The organism is Maribacter arenosus (assembly GCF_014610845.1).
Taxonomy (GTDB): domain Bacteria; phylum Bacteroidota; class Bacteroidia; order Flavobacteriales; family Flavobacteriaceae; genus Maribacter_A; species Maribacter_A arenosus.
Genome location: NZ_JABTCG010000001.1, coordinates 659,800 through 680,819 on the forward strand (window position 1 = coordinate 659,800; position 21,020 = coordinate 680,819).

15 protein-coding genes are annotated in these 21,020 nt (G+C 38.9%); 11 read left to right on the forward strand and 4 right to left on the reverse strand.

Annotation, left to right across the window (positions count from 1 at the left end; translation table 11 throughout):
* Positions 1 to 20: 20 nt before the first annotated feature.
* The 4 genes from HPE63_RS02940 to HPE63_RS02955 all read left to right on the forward strand — a co-directional run bounded on the left by HPE63_RS02940 (position 21) and on the right by HPE63_RS02955 (position 4,972).
* A complete protein-coding gene (locus HPE63_RS02940; protein WP_188312728.1) occupies positions 21 to 728 on the forward strand; it encodes a hypothetical protein in 708 nt (235 codons plus the stop codon).
* Positions 729 to 805: 77 nt separating this feature from the next.
* On the forward strand, positions 806 to 3,007 hold the full coding sequence (locus HPE63_RS02945; protein WP_188312729.1) for an amino acid permease: 2,202 nt from the start codon (positions 806 to 808) through the stop codon (positions 3,005 to 3,007).
* Positions 3,000 to 3,662: a lysoplasmalogenase family protein gene (locus HPE63_RS02950; protein WP_188312730.1), complete on the forward strand. Its 663-nt coding sequence runs from the start codon at positions 3,000 to 3,002 to the stop codon at positions 3,660 to 3,662. Before HPE63_RS02945 ends, HPE63_RS02950 begins: the two co-directional genes overlap by 8 nt.
* A gap of 521 nt (positions 3,663 to 4,183) precedes the next feature.
* Positions 4,184 to 4,972: a hypothetical protein gene (locus HPE63_RS02955; RefSeq protein ID WP_188312731.1), complete on the forward strand. Its 789-nt coding sequence runs from the start codon at positions 4,184 to 4,186 to the stop codon at positions 4,970 to 4,972.
* Between the two features lie 27 nt (positions 4,973 to 4,999).
* Here the strand turns inward: HPE63_RS02955 and HPE63_RS02960 are convergent, their stop codons facing one another.
* On the reverse strand, positions 5,000 to 6,919 hold the full coding sequence (locus HPE63_RS02960) for a carboxypeptidase regulatory-like domain-containing protein (RefSeq protein ID WP_188312732.1): 1,920 nt from the start codon (positions 6,917 to 6,919) through the stop codon (positions 5,000 to 5,002).
* 503 nt (positions 6,920 to 7,422) lie between these two features.
* Here HPE63_RS02960 and HPE63_RS02965 point away from each other — a divergent pair.
* Positions 7,423 to 7,848 (forward strand): GNAT family N-acetyltransferase, encoded by a 426-nt coding sequence (locus HPE63_RS02965; RefSeq protein ID WP_188312733.1) that lies wholly within the window; start codon positions 7,423 to 7,425, stop codon positions 7,846 to 7,848.
* A 1-nt stretch (position 7,849) separates the two neighbouring features.
* Here the strand turns inward: HPE63_RS02965 and HPE63_RS02970 are convergent, their stop codons facing one another.
* Positions 7,850 to 8,611 (reverse strand): XRE family transcriptional regulator, encoded by a 762-nt coding sequence (locus tag HPE63_RS02970; protein ID WP_188312734.1) that lies wholly within the window; start codon positions 8,609 to 8,611, stop codon positions 7,850 to 7,852.
* Between the two features lie 382 nt (positions 8,612 to 8,993).
* On the opposite strand from HPE63_RS02970, the gene HPE63_RS02975 reads away from it, so the two are divergent.
* Positions 8,994 to 9,653: a TIGR03915 family putative DNA repair protein gene (locus HPE63_RS02975; protein WP_188312735.1), complete on the forward strand. Its 660-nt coding sequence runs from the start codon at positions 8,994 to 8,996 to the stop codon at positions 9,651 to 9,653.
* A 6-nt stretch (positions 9,654 to 9,659) separates the two neighbouring features.
* On the opposite strand, the gene HPE63_RS02980 is transcribed toward HPE63_RS02975, so the two are convergent.
* Positions 9,660 to 10,193, reverse strand: a complete 534-nt coding sequence (locus tag HPE63_RS02980) for a hypothetical protein (RefSeq protein WP_188312736.1) — start codon at positions 10,191 to 10,193, stop codon at positions 9,660 to 9,662.
* Positions 10,194 to 10,390: 197 nt separating this feature from the next.
* On the opposite strand from HPE63_RS02980, the gene uvrA reads away from it, so the two are divergent.
* The 5 genes from uvrA (at position 10,391) to HPE63_RS03005 (ending at position 19,997) form a co-directional block, all read left to right on the forward strand.
* Positions 10,391 to 13,231, forward strand: coding sequence for an excinuclease ABC subunit UvrA (uvrA, locus tag HPE63_RS02985; RefSeq protein ID WP_188312737.1), 2,841 nt, complete (start codon positions 10,391 to 10,393; stop codon positions 13,229 to 13,231).
* Between the two features lie 71 nt (positions 13,232 to 13,302).
* Complete coding sequence (locus HPE63_RS02990; protein ID WP_188312738.1) at positions 13,303 to 13,989, forward strand: LOG family protein; 687 nt, start codon at positions 13,303 to 13,305, stop codon at positions 13,987 to 13,989.
* Between the two features lie 9 nt (positions 13,990 to 13,998).
* A complete protein-coding gene (locus HPE63_RS02995; RefSeq protein ID WP_188312739.1) occupies positions 13,999 to 16,839 on the forward strand; it encodes a gluzincin family metallopeptidase in 2,841 nt (946 codons plus the stop codon).
* Between the two features lie 162 nt (positions 16,840 to 17,001).
* A complete protein-coding gene (locus HPE63_RS03000) occupies positions 17,002 to 19,413 on the forward strand; it encodes an alpha-ketoacid dehydrogenase subunit alpha/beta (RefSeq protein ID WP_188312740.1) in 2,412 nt (803 codons plus the stop codon).
* 206 nt (positions 19,414 to 19,619) lie between these two features.
* Positions 19,620 to 19,997, forward strand: coding sequence for a DoxX family protein (locus HPE63_RS03005; RefSeq protein ID WP_188312741.1), 378 nt, complete (start codon positions 19,620 to 19,622; stop codon positions 19,995 to 19,997).
* Here HPE63_RS03005 and holA read toward each other — a convergent pair whose 3' ends face one another.
* Positions 19,998 to 20,999, reverse strand: a complete 1,002-nt coding sequence (holA, locus tag HPE63_RS03010) for a DNA polymerase III subunit delta (RefSeq protein ID WP_188312742.1) — start codon at positions 20,997 to 20,999, stop codon at positions 19,998 to 20,000.
* Between the last annotated feature and the right edge of the window lie 21 nt (positions 21,000 to 21,020).

The following is a 21,020-nucleotide window of genomic DNA, read 5'->3' on the forward strand; positions in this document are numbered from 1 at the left end:
ACCTAAGACTGTCTATTAAAATGATTAGAAAGCTTGTTAAAATAATTCTTGTTTTGGCCTCAGCATTAATAGTCGTTTCGATTACCCTATATGCCTTATATAACGAACCCTTGCCTATCGGCAAGTCTGGGCCAGAAGCCGATGCCTTGGCTCAAAAGATGCTGTACTCCATTAACGTCGAGGCTTTTAAAAATACACGTTATCTAGAATGGACATTTCGTAATGGCGAACACGCTTACATCTGGGATAAAACCTTGGGCAAGGTAAAGGTTTCTTGGGATGATATCAGGGTAGATCTCGTTTTGGCCAGTCCGATGGTGAGTACTGTTATAATAAAAGGTGTAACCATAGATGATGACAAACAGCGTGAAAAAGTCATTGAAAAGGCAATCCAACACTTCAACAATGATTCCTTCTGGCTGGTAGCTCCCTTTAAGGTTTTTGATCAAGGTGTAAAACGCAGTTTGGTAGAACTGGAGGACGGTACAAATGGACTTTTGATCACTTATTCCCAAGGTGGTAGCACCCCTGGGGATTCCTATTTGTGGAAATTACAGCCCAACGGTTTTCCTGTAAGCTTTAGGATGTGGGTCCAAATTATCCCTATAGGCGGATTGGAAGCGACTTGGGACGATTGGCAATTGGTTGAAAGCGGTGCATTTCTTCCAAAATCACATCAACTAGGACCACTGACGATTGATATGGGCACGGTAAAAGGGTATAATTAGTTCGATTATTCTCAAGTTTGCTAGCTTTACAGCATCCTGATCTTTATTTTTATACCCCAAGCCAACGACAAGAACGAATGCCAGAAAAAAAGAAGTTCGGAACCTTTGCAGGTGTATTTACCCCATCTATACTGACCATTTTAGGGGTTATCATGTATATGCGTTTGGGTTGGGTAGTTGGTAATGCTGGGCTTTTGGGTGCTATTGGCATTATAATCATTGCCCATATCATTGCAGTTACTACGGGTTTGAGTGTTTCATCGGTTGCCACAGATAAGAAAATCGGGGCTGGAGGTATCTATTACGTATTATCTCGAAGTATGGGCATTCCCATTGGAGGTTCTATTGGTATAGCACTATACGTAGGAACGGCATTTTCCATAGCGCTATATCTTATAGGTTTTTCAGAAAGTTTTAATTCGTTTTTTGGCTATGGAATGTCCGTAAATGATTTTCGCCTAACGGGTACCATCGCACTTACGGCCTTGACTGTATTGGCCCTGATAAGTACATCAGTGGCCTTAAAGGCACAATTCTTTATTTTGGCGGCCATCGCCTTATCCTTGATCTCCGTTTTTTTGGGCACTACGGAATTTGCGCCTCAATCGGTTCCCCTTTTTGCCACCGAAGGTGCGGTACCACTAGAAGTCGTTTTTGCCATATTCTTCCCGGCGGTAACCGGATTTACAGCAGGTATTGCCATGAGTGGGGATTTGAAAGATCCAAAAAAATCAATTCCGGTAGGTACCCTGGCAGCCATTGGCACAGGGCTTTTAGTCTATATCCTTTTGGCCATTTTCATGGCTTTTGCCATAAACCCCGACCTTTTAAAATCTGATTATAATATTTTAATGAAAATGGCCTTTTTTGCGCCAGCCGTTGTTGCTGGTATTTGGGGTGCGACCTTATCTTCCGCCTTAGGAGGAATCCTTGGTGGACCACGTATTTTGCAGGCCATGTCAATCGATAAAGTAACCCCTAGGATATTTGGCAAAGGAAATGGCAAGAACAACGAACCCGTCAATGCACTGTTCATGGTCTTTATCATTGCTGAAGCGGGCATTCTTATCGGGGAATTGGATGTTATTGCCCGCGTGGTCTCCATGTTTTATTTGACCGCCTACGGCTTCATCAATATCTCCTATTTCTTGGAAAGCTGGGCCAATCCTGATTTTCAACCCAGCTTCAAGATCAAACGATGGATCGGTTTATTGGGTTTTATTGCGTGTTTTGTGGTCATGTTCAAGTTGGATATGATTGCCATGATGGCTGCATTGGCTGTAATTACGGCACTGTATTTTGCACTACAGCGGAAAGAAGTCAAAATACAATCCAATGATGTCTGGCGAAGTGTTTGGGAAAATGTGGTTAACAAAGGACTTAAGAAAATCGATGAAAAGGATGACGAAAATATGAATTGGAATCCGAATATCATTCTCTTCAGTGGTAAAAGTGACCACCAAAAATATCTGTTGGAACTGGGGAAAACCGTATCTGGAAGAACCGGTATTGTGACCAACTTTAAACTAATACTTGATAAGAAGAATGATATTCCACTTCGAAAGGCCGAGCAAACTGTACGGGATGAAAATTTTAAGGAACTTGGCATTTTTGCACGACAGATCAAAGTTGATAACATCTATTCTGGGATTACCAATATCGCATCAACCTTCGGTTTTTCAGGGGTTGAGCCTAATACAATCATGATGGGTTGGCCCAAAGGTTTGGAGAATTCCACGGAATATTCGAAAATGACCGAAACTCTGTTGCATTTGGATTATAACCTATTGTATTTGGACTTTGACAGAAAGGCGAAATTCGGGAACTACAAAACAGTAGATCTATGGTGGCGCGAAACAGATAGCAAAAATGCGGAGATGATGCTCAATATTGCCCGTTTCATTATTGCTTCACCCAAATGGAACAATCCTGATATTCGAGTTTTATTTGTAAACAACAATAATGTTGATATTGAAGTCATTCATGAAAAAATCGCCAGACTTGTAGAGGATCTTCGTGTGAATGTCGAAATCAAGATCATCAATAACGCAGTGGAACAGAAACCTTTTTATGATATTATAGCCGAAGAATCGGCAAGGACCAATCTTACACTTGTAGGCATTCCGAATTATCGGATTGAAAAGCAGGCCGAATTTGTATTAAAGACGAACCATCTGTTCGAAACTATAGGTTCTACCCTCCTCGTTAAAGCAGCAAACAACTTCAATGAATTGGATTTGGATCTGATACGAAGTGAATCTACGGTAGCTGATGGATAATTTTTGGCCAAAATATTGGTTTTCAATATTGGTTTTGGTTCAGATTTTCACAGGGATAGTGGCCTCGGTAACCGATATTTTCCTATTTAAAATAAGCGTTGCCGCCTTGGGCTCGATAGCCCTTTTACTTGTATACCGCGGTGAGCTGCTAAAAATTATTGATGTTTGGATCATTATTTTGGCCTTTGTCTGCTCAATGATTGGCGACTACTTTCTTTCCCATATGCTGGGGGACACTACCTTCTTCATCATAGGAATTTCATTCTATCTATTGGCGCATATAGGGTATTTAATTTTTTCCTTGCTCAATGGTGCTATATACTGGAAGGGTACCATCGGCCTAACATTGGTCTTCTTGGTTTTCTTCTATTTGGCATTGTATCCAACGTTGGACGATAAAACCCTCGCTTTTATGGTCTTATTTTATCTGTTGGTTTCCTGTGCCTCCTTAGGTGCGGCTTTGGGGATAAAAGCGATACCGGCCGTTAAATGGCCGTATGTCTTTGGAATCATCTTGATCTTATTTTCAGACACCATAATTTCACTTAAAGAATTCGTAGCCTATGATTCCTTTAATTTTTTGATTTTACCCACCTATTATATGGCACAGATAGCGATAACCATTGCCTTGTTTAACAAAAGCAAAGTGGCTTAAAACAGCACCTCTAAATCCTTGCTTTTAATAGCCCATACATGCGCACGATGTGACTTCTTGTCTGACCTAATGTTTATTTTATTTCATTAAAACAAACCCCACTGTCAGTTCGAGTGGTTTTTCCTTTAAATGAAATGCAAAGGAAAAATTGTATCGAGAATATTAGCATTACGAAAGCTTCTCGATATAAATTATCCCATACCTCCAAAATTCACTCGAAGTAACAAAAGCGGTCATTTCGAACAAGTGCTACCAGGAGAAATCATACAAGTAGTTCCAATAACATCGAAAGATCAGTATGTGATTCCTCGGCGCTTCGCTTTGTCGGAATGACAGACATAGTCATTTCGAACGAGTGCAACGAGGAGAAATCACACAAGTAGATTCAAAACATCTTCAAATCAGGATGTGACTCCTCGTCTTTCATAGTGTTTATTGTGTTTTAATTATTAATCCCCTATGTCACTCGAGAAATTTGTACAGGAACAGGGGATTGTGACGCAGTATGTCAAGTAGATGATTTGGGAAATACCTTTGGTTGCCAAGAAGTTTGTACAAATTATAATTGTCAAACGGTAACAAGTTATCATGGGGCAGAATGTGCTCTTACTTCAAGTTCTACTTGTGTTATTAGTACTCAAAGTGAAACCTTAGATTCAATTGATTCGAGTGGTGTGAGTAATTGTGCACCATTAGGGGTCTGTAATCAATTTGGTTGTGCAGCGAGTGCCTGTGATGAATATGGTTGTCCAGCAAGTCCTCAATACTTCCAAAAAGATACAGTTTGTGAAGAAAATTATTATTGCAATGATTTAGCTTGTGCTGGCGGTGTAAATAATCTTAACGAACCAGACATGAGATGTTTCTTAGAAACCGTTGATAATGGAAATCCATTATTGTTAAATATTACTGAAGGAGCTGGCGCAGTACTAACAAACACACTCTTCCAATGTAATCCTGTAGATCAATTTGAAGAAGGAGATCCTTGGTGTGAATATTCTGCGAGTAGTGATCCTATTAGATATCAAACTACATCGAATAGATGTGAATCATTAACACCGGCCGTTTGCGACACTAGTCCAGTTTCTGGTGGAGTAATTCAATCTGGAACGAGTAATGGCTGTGATGTGATTAATTCAACAGGTAGCGATTACTGGAATTTGTATAATGGTGCTTGTGTTATTGATGGAGGTTTGCCTTCAAACGTATATGAAGCTGCTTGTTGCTTTGCTTATAGCATTGATAGTTTTGATGTTTATGATAATGCTCTGACAAACGGTCAAGTAGAGAATGGTATTCGAATTTATTAAAAGTCTATTTTTTATAAGAAAAAATTTTTATTCGAATTTTGTTGGCATACTATATTCTATTGGTCTACCTTCACTATCTGTTTGCGTATAATGGTTTTTTTGCATTTGTAATGTATAAGGCATTAATGTTTCATCCCATTTTGATTCATCAATTTGAACTATTTCGCTAGCTAACGGGGATCTGGAAGTGATAAAAAATTCTCCATTAGATAGAGTTATATTTCCATCGATGAGGGGCCAATTAAGATTACCGAATTCGTGATGGTCTAGTGCTTCAGTTCCACCTAAATTAAACGTTGTGGTGTAGATATTAGCTATTCGTCCATTGGAAAGAAGTTTACCTGCGTTTCCTGTTGCAGTTCCAAAATAACTAGTAACATTAGTTGTTATTAGTCCTGGGAATGTTTCTCCGCCAGGAAAGGGGTTGTATTGGGAAATCATTTCTCCGCTTGGGTATCCTTGAAATTGTGAAAGCTCATCATACGCGACAAAATTTGTTAATCCAACTAAACTTGCTGCATTTGTCAAATGCTCGATTGCAGTATCTTGTTGGTCTGCTTCTGGGAAAAATATAATTAATTCATCTTTAGCCATTTGAGTATTGTCTTGTCTTGGTAAATACCAGTTAATAATTTCTGCTTCAACAGGTTTACCGTCTGCAAGATAGTTAATTTTTTGATTTGCCAATACATTAAGGGTTATATCAGCTTCACTCACTCTATCAACAAAAGGAATTGGATGAGTTTCATTAGTTTTTGTATAGTAATTTAATTTACTTCCAACAACTTGTATATTTGTTTCTCCTGGAATGTTTTCAAAAAGTATTTGACCATTCCCATCCGTTGTTGCTGTTGCAATGACTGCACCTGTATCTGCGTTTTGTAATTCTACTGTATAATTGCTAACAAATTGATTTAAGTTATCGAATTCTCTCACATACATAGTAATGTCTTGTTCGTTTTGAACTTTATCAACATCTATAATAAAATTTTTGTCCTCGCTTGAGGAAACTTCAACAGTATCTATAGTTGTGAAAAAAATAGGATCTTCTTCATTACTTGCAATGGTTATTTGATATGGTCCACTAACAGCTACATCTTCAAAAATAGCTTGGTCATTTGTAGTTGGTTGTGTATAAGTGTATTCTGGTGAGTCTATACTGGTTGCTGTAATAGTTGCATTATATACAGCATTTACTTCATTGATGGTTGGTGTGATTGCAAAAGCGATTCCTGCTCCAATTCCTGATTCGAACTCGAAAATGAAATTTTTTGGATCTGTGTTTGAATCACTAATCGTCACGTTTGGAAATGTCCTTTGTTCTAAGTCTGGATTGTTTGGATTTACCGTAATACTATCTAGAGTTCTATTTTTTTCTGTATCATAAAATGCGAAAAAGCCATTTCCTTCATCATCAGTAATTGTGGATGTTTTTGATCTAATTGTTCCATCTCTGTTAAAACTAATTCCGGGAATTGTTTGTCCCTCATCCCAAAAGGTAGTTGTTGCTCCAGCAACGTTGCAATAAATACTTACACGATGTATATAATCTTCCACATTTAGCGTTGGATTGTTTAAAAGGCTTACATTTGTGTAGCTGTGGATGGTGTCTTTATTTCTAATTCCATAGACAAAGTCGAATGCTGCTGCACTTCCTTTTCCTGTTAGATTGGATTTTCCATCTGTAACACTTACTAAATTTTTATTTATTCTTAGTACAGCATCTCCATTTATATCGGCGGTATCATCTACTTTTGTTGATCCTAAAACACCTACCCATTTTAAGAATGGTTCTTCACCATCTATTGGTAATCTATAAAATTCTGCAGTTGGTGTTGGCGGAATAACTGGTCCATCATCTCCTTTGGAACATGAATTGAAAAATGGTAGGACGGATAAAAACAATAGCCCTATCCAGACTAATTTGGAAGTATTTGATGTACGCATAATGGTTGGTGTATATCACCATATACATAGTAAATACAGGACTAAATAATAATCAGGTGGTTAGGCAAGGAAAGATGTTCTTTTAAGGGACTTAAATTTAACATAATATGCTCTTTTATCAAAGCTTTAAACCCAGAGAAACACTTATTTAGAGGGTTTATAAATAATAGCTGTGGTTTTGATTAAGATTTGGTATTTTTCTTTGGTAAAATGAACAATACTGGTCATTTCGAACGAGTGCAACGAGGAGAAATCACACAAGTAGCTCCAAAACATCTTCAGATCGGGATGCGATTCCTCGGTGCTTTGCTTTGTCGGAATGACAGACATAGTCATTTCGAAGGAACAGAGTGACTGGGAAATCATATTAGTACGAGCTAATACATTGTCTAATGCGTGTTCTTGAAAATCAGGATGGGATTGTTGAATGCACGGAAATGGAATAACAAAGCTGATACAATCCCAAAATTCGTTACTTTTAACTAAATGAAAAATAGTCCGTTATGACCTTGACCATTTTACAGAAAGAGGATATTACCCCTATAATTAAGAAGCAAGTACATGATTTGTTCAAGGTATTGAATGCCGATATCAACCAATGGGATATCGAAGAAGTCCTGTCGCAGGGCAATGAATTTATATGCGCTTGTTGCTGGGAGGACGAAAAGCTAGTCGGAATGGCTTCTTTGGCCACTTATAAGGCAATTTCAGGATACAAAGGCATGGTTGAGGATGTTGTAGTATCCGAGGCCTTTCGAGGCCAGGGTCTTGGTCGTAAATTAATGGAACGACTTATTGCGGAAAGCCAAAATCTACATTTATCGGAAATTTTACTTTTCAGTGGGCACCATAGAAAACCGGCCATTGCCCTTTATAAAAGTTTAGGTTTTAATCTAAAAAACAGTGGCTTATATACTCTAAAGCTCTGATCTAACTTTTACCTTGATTGAATTGACTTTTTAATTCCTCCATAGATTCTTGTAGTTGACGCAACAATCCTTTTTCAGTGGTTGCATCTACCCCAAAGGTTATCTTGCTGTTTACTTGCCATATTTCCTGTATCTGCTGCGGCTCAATTAAATAAGGAGGATAGGTTTCATTCAGGGAGATTAAAGTGATGTGGTTTGAATTGGGCGCCTTTTCAATTTTTTTGACCAAAACAGCATCTTCCAATACAATGACATAGATTTTATTGGGATTAACATCGGCAATATCCTCCACCGCCTTGGCCAATACCCATTCCCCAGGTCTTAAATTGGGCAACATACTATCCCCCTCTACCTGAAAACCACGGTAGGTGGCATTCCTGAATTCAGGAAGGGGAAGGTCAAATGCAGGCAATTGCCTATACCAACTCGTATCCTGTATGTTCTGGGGATACCCCGCTGCCGCCTTGGCATTTACCAAGACCATATTCTCATTGTCCGAAGAATCCACCGTAACCACTTTAGGAATGACACTGGTTTTCGATGGTTCCAAATACTGCATCTCGCTCTCGCCAAACAACCATAACGGGTTTATCTTGAATTGTTTCAAAAGTTCTGCAACCACCTTACCCGATAATTTGGTTCGCCCTCTTTCGATATCAGCCGTAGTATTGCGGATACCCAAGACTTTTGCAAATTCCGCCTGCGTATAACCGAGATCCCGGCGCACGTCGACAAAACGCTTTAATGTAAGTTCATTTTCCATAATAATTGTCTGGTCGAGCGCAGTCGAGACCTATAATGTATACTATCTATCAACCTCTCGACTGCGCTCGAGGGGACATTGAGCTTATATGACCCAAAGATACATAATTTGGAATATATCCAAAATATTTATAGGAATATTTCCATATTTAGGATTTATTCCATATTTTTGGATTATATACCAATATAAAAATGACAAATACATTGCTTCAAGATAAACTAGGTTTTTACGCTATGGCTGGAACAATGGATGTCCAATCAGAAAATAAGATCGTCCATCCTATGACATCTTCAATGGAAACCCACCCTAGTGTAGAAATACACCGTAAAAACAAGAAGCGATTTGTAAAGAGGAGCGTTCAATTAAGTTTATTTTAAAAATTATGGAAAATCCTAGGATATTAATTTATGATGGAAGTTTTAATGGTTTTCTTACCGCTATTCATATTGCACTAGGAAACGATATCGATGTTGTGGGTTTTAGAAAATACAAACCCAATCAGGAAGGTCTCTTTATCGACAACATGATTATAACAACCCAGCAAAAGAAAGCAAAAAATGTTTGGACAGGTATAGAAAAGAAAAGTCACGTAGCGATTAGAAATATTTATTTTGCTTTTTTAAGCGAAACGGATGGTGTTGATTTTATGTTGTACCAACATATAAGGAAACTTTACTGTAGGCTTGATAGTGATGAAGTTGACCAAGCAGCTTTGATCGAAGCGAAAATCTCTAAATTGGCTTTGCAGGTAAATCGGGAGAAATCCTATATTGAGAATAACGTCGATTTTAAAACCACCAAAGATTCTCTATATATCGGCGAATTGGAACCTGGATTCAATATCCTGCCCCTAATATCCAGACATTTCAGACATAAATATCCGAAACACCCGTGGATTATCTATGATCGTAAACGTAAGTACGGTGTTTATTACAATGGGATATCACTGGAGCTAATCAACAAGGAGATCAAGGATAGCTATTTAAAGGCAAATATGGGGTCGAATCCCTATTCGGAAAATAACTATAGAATGGCTATGTAATTGTGCTTAGGACGATTTTGATCTTTCCCCAATGAATTGATCGCTCTTATTTTGAAATAGGACATTAAAAGTGGTAAGACTGCCATAAATACGAGTAATATATTGCTGTAGGTCTACCTTTTCCTGATCATCCAGATTATTACTTGCATTGATTTTTTGTTCCATGACCCGAATCCTGTCACGGACCATTACGATTTTATGAAAAAATGTATCTATGGGTATTTCCTTATCGGACAAATCACCTGCCCCAGGTTTCAGAACCAGTGAACCCCCTTTCCATTTGCTTGCGAGAGCAGTAGCATTATTGGTATCGCTCCAACGTCTTAAAATGGAAATCAAGGACAATTCAACGTCGGAAAAGCTTACAGTGTCCACTTCATCCGTAACAGCTTCGATAACCTCAAATTCCGAATCGATTTCAATGGTTTCTAAACCTCCTTCGATAAATGTGACCCAATATTTGCTATGCGCAACGTTGGTGACGACGCCTTTGCCCAATTCCCGATGATCGATCCTTGAACCTATGCCTAATAATTTCATGTGTATATTTTATTTACTATTTTTCATCCAAATGTAATTCGCCTTTAACATCCAAATAGGCGCTAAGCGCTGACATCGGTTATTATATAGAATAATGAATTTAAATCAAAAATAACTTTCAATTGTGATAAATCAAAACTAAGGCAGCTTCCTTTTTAGAGGCCAAAACCATACCTTTGCAACCTTGCTGTGAAAAAATGACAAACTACGAGGAAAATATTGAGGTTAAAGGAGCCCGTGTGCATAACCTCAAGAACATCGACGTTACCATTCCAAGGGAAAAATTGGTGGTTATCACCGGTTTGTCCGGTAGCGGGAAGTCATCACTTGCCTTTGACACTATTTATGCCGAAGGGCAGCGCAGATATATCGAGACCTTTTCTGCCTATGCCAGACAGTTTTTAGGTGGATTGGAACGTCCTGATGTTGATAAAATCGATGGTCTTTCACCGGTTATCGCCATTGAACAGAAAACCACATCAAAATCCCCTAGGTCAACCGTAGGTACAATTACCGAGATTTATGACTTTCTTAGGCTCCTCTATGCCCGTGCCGGGGATGCCTATAGTTATCTCACCGGAGAAAAAATGGTCAGTTATAACGATGAACAAATAAAAGAACTGATCATAGCCGATTTTGAAGGCAAAAAGATAAACGTACTTGCCCCGATTATCAAATCGAGAAAGGGACATTACCGGGAATTGTTCGAGCAAATCGCCAAACAAGGTTTCGTGAAAGTCCGAATAGATGGGGAAATCAAGGATATTGTTAAGGGCATGAAGGTAGACCGTTACAAGACCCATGATATTGAGATAGTCATTGATCGCCTTAGGATTAGTGAAAATTCAGAATTGGATAAACGCATGTCCGAAACCATAAATACGGCCATGTACAGCGGCGAAAATGTTTTATTGGTCCTGGAAGAAGGCAAAAATGAACCACGGTATTTCAGTCGAGACCTCATGTGTCCGACTTCAGGTATTTCATACCCCAATCCAGAGCCAAACACCTTTTCCTTTAATTCACCCAAGGGCATGTGTAGCAAATGCAATGGTCTGGGTCACGTTTATGAGGTAAATGAGGTAAAGATCTTTCCAAACAAAAAGCTTTCAATCCACGCTGGTGGTATAGCACCTTTAGGACCCTATAAAAAATCCTGGGCCTTCAAACAAATAGAAACCATAGCCAAACGATTTGACTTTGAACTTTCGGAACCTATTGGCAAAATACCTGGTGAGGCTATAGAAGTGCTTTTAAACGGAGGTAAGGAGAGTTTTAACATTGAATCAAAAACGCTTGGTGTAAACCGTACTTATAAAATCGATTATGAAGGTATATCCAACTTCATAAAGAACCAGTTCGAAGAATCCGATTCTACTTCGATAAAACGATGGGCCAAGGAATATATGGATAAGATATCCTGTCCGACCTGCATGGGCACAAGATTACGTCAAGAATCATTGAATTTTAAGATTAATGGGCGCAACATTGCCGAACTCGCCAACATGGATATTGCCGAATTGGCGGATTTCTTTAATCGTTTGGAAAGCAAACTTACGGGGAACCAATTGAGGATTGCTGAGGAAATCATAAAGGAAATAAAGACCCGCGTAAAATTTTTATTGGATGTAGGGCTCGATTATCTATCCTTGGACCGCAGTTCAAAATCACTTTCAGGTGGTGAGGCACAACGCATTCGTTTGGCCACCCAAATAGGCACCCAATTGGTCGGGGTCCTCTATATCCTTGATGAACCTAGTATTGGTCTTCATCAAAGGGACAACAATCGCTTGATCAGTTCTTTAGAAGCGCTACGCGATATCGGTAATTCGATTATCGTTGTGGAACATGATCGGGATATGATCGAAAGGGCCGACCATGTCATAGATATGGGTCCAAAAGCCGGCCATCATGGGGGTGAAATAATTTCAGAAGGCACACCAGCAGAATTAAAAAACCATCATACCCTTACGGCCGACTACATCACCGGAGTAAAAAAAATTGCCACTCCCAAAAAACGTAGAAAAGGGAATGGTAAAAAAATAACGCTGTCAGGTTGTACCGGAAATAACCTTAAAAATATTACCATAGACATTCCTTTAGGTAAAATGATCGGGGTTTCCGGGGTTTCCGGTAGTGGTAAATCCACTTTGATCAACGAAACACTTTATCCAATTATGAATGCCCATTATTTTAATGGCGTTCGGAAGCCCATGCCTTACAAATCCATAAAAGGTTTAGATTATATTGATAAGGTCATTGATATTAACCAAAGTCCAATAGGCAGGACCCCAAGGTCGAATCCGGCAACCTATACGGGTGTTTTCAGTGAAATACGTTCGCTATTTACCAAAACCCCTGAAGCGGCAATAAGGGGCTATAAACCGGGTCGATTTAGTTTTAATGTTAAAGGGGGAAGATGTGAGACCTGTCAGGGAGGTGGACTACGGGTAATAGAAATGAACTTTCTTCCCGATGTTTATGTAGAATGCGAAACCTGTAACGGAAAACGCTTTAATAGGGAGACCTTGGAAATCAGGTATAAAGGAAAATCGATTTCCGATGTGTTGGAGATGACCATTGATGATGCCGTCGATTTCTTTGAACTGATTCCCAAAATACATAGAAAGTTAAAGACCATTCAAGATGTAGGATTGGGGTATATATCATTAGGCCAACAATCTACTACCTTGTCGGGTGGCGAGGCTCAACGTATAAAATTAGCTACAGAACTGTCAAAAAGGGATACTGGCAATACTTTTTATATCTTGGACGAACCAACCACGGGTCTCCATTTTGAAGATATACGGGTGTTGATGGAGGTTTTGAATAAATTAGTCGATAAAGGAAATACCGTTTTGGTGATAGAGCACAATTTGGACGTGATTAAAATGGTCGACCATATAATCGATATTGGATATGAAGGGGGTCGCGGTGGTGGAATGGTCGTGGCCGAAGGTAGCCCAGAAGAGATTTGTAAAAATAAAAAAAGTTATACGGCGCAGTTTTTAAGTAAAGAATTGAATTTAAATTTGTAGCTGGCTAAAGTAATCCAAGAGTATAAATCCAATACCCAATAGGTACTATTTTCTAAACGGGAATAAATATAATGAGAAAAGAACAGCATCATAAAGGTTGGAACGAAATAAAAACCAACGATTCATGGGCCATTTTTAAAATAATGGGCGAATTCGTCATGGGCTTTGAAAAAATGAGTGAAATAGGACCCTGCGTTTCCATTTTCGGTTCGGCGCGAACCAAGGAACATTCGGATTACTATAAACTCACCGTAAAAATTACCAAAAGCATTGCAGAGGCTGGTTATGGGGTCATCACCGGTGGAGGCCCTGGCATAATGGAGGCAGGTAACCGTGGTGCCCATTTGGCAGGTGGTACTTCCGTTGGTTTGAATATAGACCTTCCTTTTGAACAGCATGACAACCCATATATAGATAGCGATAAAAGCCTAGACTTCGATTACTTTTTTGTAAGAAAGGTAATGTTCGTAAAGTATTCCCAGGGGTTTGTGGTTATGCCTGGTGGTTTTGGTACTTTGGATGAATTATTTGAGGCTATTACCCTGATACAAACCAATAAAATTGAAAAATTCCCGATAATCCTGGTTGGCAGTAAGTTTTGGGGAGGTCTCATCGATTGGGTGAAGGGCACCATGCTCGAAGCCGGGAATATTAGTGCGCATGATTTGGACTTGATAAAAGTAGTGGATACAGAAAATGAGGTTGTTGAAGTTTTGGATGATTTCTATAAAGGCAAATCCCTAAGCCCGAATTTCTAAATTAGATCATTGAAAAAGAAAATATATTTTAATTCCGTTTTTGGGGCATTAGCCTTTTTTATAAGTGTTACTGCGGCCTATTGTCAACATAGGAACATCCTTTCCGTGAGATTGAACGGAGAGACCAAGGAATTGAATATACAACAGGAATTCATTTATCACAATTCTTCCAAGCATACCTTAAACCTACTTTATTTTAACGATTGGGCACATGCCTACTCGAATAAAAATACGGGGCTGGCTAAACGATTTGCCGAGGAATTTAAAAAAAGCCTTCACCTCGCCCATGATGATGAACGTGGTAGAACAACCATTCTAAGTGCGGTTGATGATGAATATCGAGGCCTGCAATGGGAACGTACGGTCGAAAAGGACATACTTAAAATCATCCTTAATAAACCTTTGCGACCAGGGGAAGAGGTGCAATTATTTTTGACGTACAACGTAAAATTACCTCCGGATAAATATACGACCTATGGTTATAATAATAGGGATGAGTACTATTTGAAAGATTGGTACCTCTCCCCTGCCGTTTTTGATGGCAAGTGGCATTTATATTCCAATAAAGATCTCGGAGACCTCTATACAGATATTACCAGGACTACGGTAAATTTTAGATATCCAGGTAACCTATTTTTAACAACGAATTATAGGAACCTAGGTACTTCCAGCTTTCCGAATGGTAAACAAACCCAATTAGAAGCCTTACAGCAAAAAAATTGTGAGATCGTGTTAAGTCCATTCCAAAAATTCAAAACACATGTCACACCTTATATGACCTTGGTCACCGACTTAGGGTCACCCAAATATGACGATATTTCCCAAGGAATTTCTATTGATAAAGTATCTAGGTTCATTTATGACAACCTTGGTAAATATCCCCATGCACAATTATTGGTCAGTCAAAAGGATTATGATGAGAGCCCGTTGTACGGACTAAACCAACTACCCTCCTTTGTAAGACCTTATGAAGAACAGTTTCAATTTGAAATGAAATTCTTAAAGACGGCATTGAATAAATTCTTACAAGAGACGCTTTATCTCAATCCTAGAAAAGAACAATGGCTTAAGGATGCTATCTCAAATTATTTGATGATAGCGTATGTTGAAACCTATTATCCCGATCAAAAACTACTTGGCAAACTTTCGAAGATTTGGGGCATTCGAGGTTTTAACCTAGCGAAGATGGACTTTAATGAGCAATATCCATTTTTATATATGCTAACGGCCCGGAAGAATCTGGACCAAGCACTACGGACCCCTAATGATTCATTGATAAAGTTTAACCAAAAAATAGCCAATAAGTACAAGGCGGGTATGGGGCTGTCCTATTTGGCCGATTACGTTGGCAAAGACAAAATTGATCAAAGCATTAAGACCTATTATAAACATTATTCACTGAATTCGGCCAAAGTCATCGATTTCGAATCCATATTAAAAAGATCCACGGATACCGATATCGATTGGTTTTTTAAAGATTACTTGTCAACGGCCAAAAAAATTGATTATAAAATAAAGAAGATAACAAAGTTAGACGATTCCTTAAGGGTAACTATAAAAAACAAAGAAGGCACCAATGTTCCAATATCCCTCTTTGGCATTAAGAAAGACTCTGTGGTCTCAAAATATTGGTTTACCGATATCAGTGGCGAAAAAACATTTACCATTCCCAGAGGTGAAGAAGAACGAATGGTCCTGAATTATGACCATAAAATACCCGAGTTCAATGAAAGGGACAACTGGAAGTCCTTGAAAGGTTTTTTTTCCAGTAATAAGAAATTGCAATTCCGTTTTTTCAAGGATGCAGAAAACCCATATTACAATCAAGTCTTCTATGTCCCCGTACTAAATTTCAACATTTATGACGGATGGAGCCCAGGGATGCGAATTTACAACAAGACCTTTTTAGAAAAACCATTTGTATATGACTTCGCCCCTTCCTATGCAATAAAGGAAAAATCCTTAGTAGGGTATGGCAAGTTCAACTATCGTAAGTATTTGAGTAAAAGTGGACTCTATGTGGCCAATTATGGGTTAAGGGCATCAACATCACATTATCAGATAAATTCGAGATATTCGACCATTACCCCTTCAATTGCTTTTGGGTGGCGTCCTGAAAATTTGCGTTCGAATAAAAGGGATTTTGTCAGTTTACGCCATGTCAATGTATTTAGAAGTCTTGACGATAATCTTGAAAACATAGAAACAGACCCTGATTACAGCGTATTGAATGCTCGCTTTACCCATGTTGACAATGGCATTATCGATTACTTTTCTTGGTTTGCCGATGCCCAATACAGCGAAAACTTCAGTAAACTTTCCTTTGAACTAGAGTATAGGAAACTGTTTGAGAATAATAGACAATTCAATTTTAGGTTTTTCGCTGGTAAGTTTCTGAACAATACCATTGAACCCAATGTCAGATTCTTTGATTTTGCCCTGGACCGACCGAGCGATTATCTCTTTGACTATAACTACTTGGGAAGGTCGGAGGAGACAGGGCTCTATAGCCAACAAATCATTATTGCAGAAGGGGGATTCAAATCCAAACTCCAGAACCCTTTTTCGAACAATTGGATGGCTACGGTAAATACAAGTATTAATGTTTGGCGATGGGTTGAGTTCTACAGCGATATGGGATTTTTAAAACGTAAGAATGAAAAAGAAAGGTTGGTATATGACTCCGGCATTCGATTAAACCTTGTGACGGACTACTTTGAACTGTATTTTCCTCTATACTCCAATAATGGCTGGGAAATCTCACAACCCAATTATGAGGAGAAAATTAGATTCATCATTACCTTAAGCCCCAGAACATTGACAGGGTTGTTTACTAGAAAATGGTTTTGATCTCTTGGAATATTTTTATATAATGTGGTTTATTTTTGAATTAACTGATTATCTCCTAACAAATTAGCGTGTTTATTGATGAAAATGAAATGATTAAACCAATTTCTGCATTGCAAAATCCCTTACCGTTTGGTATTTTTGTAAAAATCGAAAATGCATTAAATGGACCTCTCTCCTAAAACTAGTACTGATATTTCCTTTGATGATTTTAAAACCCAAATACTACAGGATTATAAATTGGCATTTTCAAGTCGAGTCTGTAGTATTTTAGGAAGAAAGGAAGTGCTGACTGGGAAGGCCAAATTTGGCATTTTCGGTGACGGCAAGGAACTTCCCCAATTGGCGATGGCACGATCTTTTAGAAATGGTGATTTTCGAAGTGGTTATTATAGGGATCAAACCTTTATGATGGCTTTAGGCCTATTGAATGCCAAAGAATTTTTTCATGGTCTCTATGCTACGGCCGATATTGATAAAGAACCCATGAGTGCAGGAAGGCAAATGGGGGGACATTTTTTAACCTATAGTTTAAATAAGGATGGTTCGTGGAAGAACTTGATCCAACAAAAAAACAGCAGCGCTGATATCTCTTGTACAGCCGGACAAATGCCCAGATTATTAGGTTTGGCACAAGCGTCTAAAGTATATCGAAACTTGCCTGATCTAGATGCCTCTAACTTCTCCGATAATGGCAATGAGGTCGCTTGGGGAACCATTGGGAATGCCAGTACAAGCGAAGGGCTTTTTTTTGAAACGGTCAATGCCGGCGGTGTACTTCAAGTACCTATGGTCATTAGTGTTTGGGACGATGGCTATGGCATTTCGGTACCAGCCAAATATCATACGACCAAAGAAGATATTTCAAAATTGCTCAGCGGTTTTCAAAGGGAAGATGACCTTCCGGGTTACGAGATTTTAAAAGTAAAAGGATGGGACTATACCGCCTTGATGCATACCTATGAGAATGCTTCGGACATTGCCAGGGAACAACATGTGCCTGTTATCATTCATGTGACCGAATTGACCCAACCTCAAGGACATTCCACTTCGGGGTCCCATGAACGCTATAAAAGTTCGGAACGATTGCAATGGGAAAAAGAGTTTGATTGCAATGCCCGTTTTAGACAATGGATACTGGAATCGGGCATTGCAACCGACAAGGAATTAAGCGTCATTGAACGTGATATCCGTATTGCCGTACGAACAGCCAAAAAGGATGCTTGGTCTGAGTTTTTAGCGCCCCATAAGCACATGAAATCTTCCTTGATCGGAATATTGGAAAAAGTTGCTGTAAAAAGTGTAAACAAAAGGTTCATTACAAAACTCAAAAATGATCTTATTGCCATAGAGGAACCTGTAAAAAAGGATTTGGCCAAAATTTCTAGAAAAGCATTGCGCTATATTATTGGGGAGGATTTTGATGAAAGAAATGTATTGATCAATTGGGTAGATCAATTTTTGAAAAAAGAGCAACCAAAATACAGCGATTATCTTTATAGTGAAAATGCGAACAAGGCAACAAGCATTGAGGCGATACTGCCTACGTACGGCTCGGGATCAGAAAAGGTCGATGGTCGTGTGATCTTAAGGGATAATTTTGACAAAATATTCGAAAAATATCCTGAGGCTCTTGTTTTCGGTGAGGATAGTGGGGCTATTGGCGATGTAAACCAAGGTTTGGAAGGCCTACAAAAAAAGTATGGGGAAATTCGGGTTTCAGATACGGGTATTCGAGAGGCTACGATCATAGGGCAAGGTATCGGTTTGGCGCTAAGAGGCTTAAGACCAATAGCTGAGATACAATACCTTGACTACATATTTTATGCCATATCCCCCCTTACAGATGATTTGGCAACCATGCATTATAGAACATACGGAAAACAAAAGGCACCGGTTATCGTAAGAACTAGAGGTCATCGATTGGAGGGTATATGGCATTCAGGATCTCAAATGGGTGGTCTTATACACTTGCTTAGGGGAATGTATGTCATCGCCCCCAGAAATATGACCCAAGCAGCCGGATTTTATAACACCTTGATGAAAAGTGATGAACCTGCCTTGGTCATCGAAAGTTTGAACGGATATCGCATTAAAGAAAGAAAGCCTACGAACCTAGGCGAATTTTGTACTCCGATCGGTGTGGTCGAAACCTTGAAAACAGGAACTGATATTACATTGGTCTCTTATGGGTCCACTGTGCGGATTGTACTAAAGGTGGCCAGGGACCTTGCTGAATTCGGAATCGAAGCCGAGGTAATTGACGCACAGACCCTGCTGCCGTTCGACATTAACCATGACACCGTTAAAAGTATTCAAAAAACAAATAGATTATTGGTCATTGATGAAGATGTTCCCGGAGGATGTTCTGCATACTTAGTTCATGAAATTATAGAAAAACAGGGTGGTTATCAATATTTGGACAGTCCCCCACAGACCTTGACCGGTAAGGCACATAGACCGGCTTATGGTACAGATGGCGATTATTTTTCAAAACCCAATGCCGAGGATATTTTTGAAAAAGTGTACGACATTTTACATGAGGCTAGACCTTCTGACTTTCCTAAATTGAATTAGGAACTATAAATGCATTTTAAGGTTTATTAGTAAAGACAATCATTAGGAAATATAACACAAATAGCATTATTTTTCTAATTGATAATTTTAAACGTTACCTGGATTATTATTGGCAAAGAGCATTTACAGCGTTAAGCAAGATTTAATCTTCTTTTTGGTTTAATCAAAAATTTGGTACATTTAGAGGCTTTCAAATTTTACACTTTATGAAAAACAACCTTCAGTCCCATATCGGATTGGCATTCCTTAGAATAGTGCCTTCCATAATGTTGCTAACACATGGTCTTCCTAAATTTCAGAAATTGATCAGTGGTGATTTTGAATTCGGAGATCCCATCGGAATTGGCGCGACCCCTTCCCTATTCCTTGCGGTCATTGGAGAATTCATTTGCCCCATTCTTGTAATCATCGGTTTCAAGACCAGGTGGATGGCTGTTCCCCCGGCAATAACCATGGCGGTTGCTGGTTTTATTGTTCATTCAGCCGATCCGTTTGGCACAAAGGAAAAGGCATTTCTATTTTTGACTTTCTTTATAGCCATTATGCTTTTAGGCCCAGGCAAATTTAGTATCGATAGGAAGTAGTTAAAAGATCTTTGCCAAAAGTTCTTTCAATAAATCGGATGGTGGAAGGGCATTGGCCCCTACTCCTTTTCCCTTGAGGTCCATTTCGCGCAAATGCGAAATGATCGAGCTCACCTCTTTCATGGAGTAATGTTTTGCAGCGACTTGATATTCACCTACAAAATAAGGGTTTATTCGAAGGGCACTGGCCACATTCTTTGGAGAATGGTCATTTAAACCATGGTATTGTAATAACTGTGAAAAAAAGTTATAAAGCAGGGTTATGGTCAATACGAAGGGGTTGTCTTTTGGATTTTGGGAAAAATAGTTGATTATTTTAGACGCCTTTAATATATCTCTTTCCCCTATCGCTTTCTTGAGTTCAAAATTATTATAGTCCTTGCTAATACCGATATGTTCCTCTATGTGATCCGGGGTTATCTGACTTTCCTTGGGTAATATCAAAGTAAGTTTGTCCAATTCTTTGCTTATTCTACTTAAATCCGTTCCCAAATTTTCAACCAGCAAGAGCGCTGCTTTATGGGATATGCTATACCCTTTACCATGTAGAACTTTACGCAGCCATTCCGAGACTTGGTTTTCATATAGTTTCTTGCTCTCGAAGAGGACCCCATTCTTTTGGACCGACTTATATAATTTCTTCCGTTTGTCCAGTTTCTTGTATTTGTAACAGATGACGAGTACGGTCGTCGGTTGGGGATTTTCGGCATAATCGACCAATTGCTCAATGGTTCTTGACAGTTCCTGTGCCTCTTTTACTATCACCACTTGGCGTTCGGACATCATTGGATAGCGTTTGGCATTCGCTACAATATCATCGATCGTGGTCTCTTTGCCATACAGCACCATTTGGTTAAAGCCTTTCTCCTCTTCAGTCAAAACATTTTTCTCAATAAATTGGGATATTTGATCAATATAGTAAGGCTCTTCCCCGAAAAGAAAGTAGAAAGGACTTATATTCCCATTTCGAATATCTGCAACTATTTGTTTTACTTCATCCATCCAAAAAAAATCATCAAATTT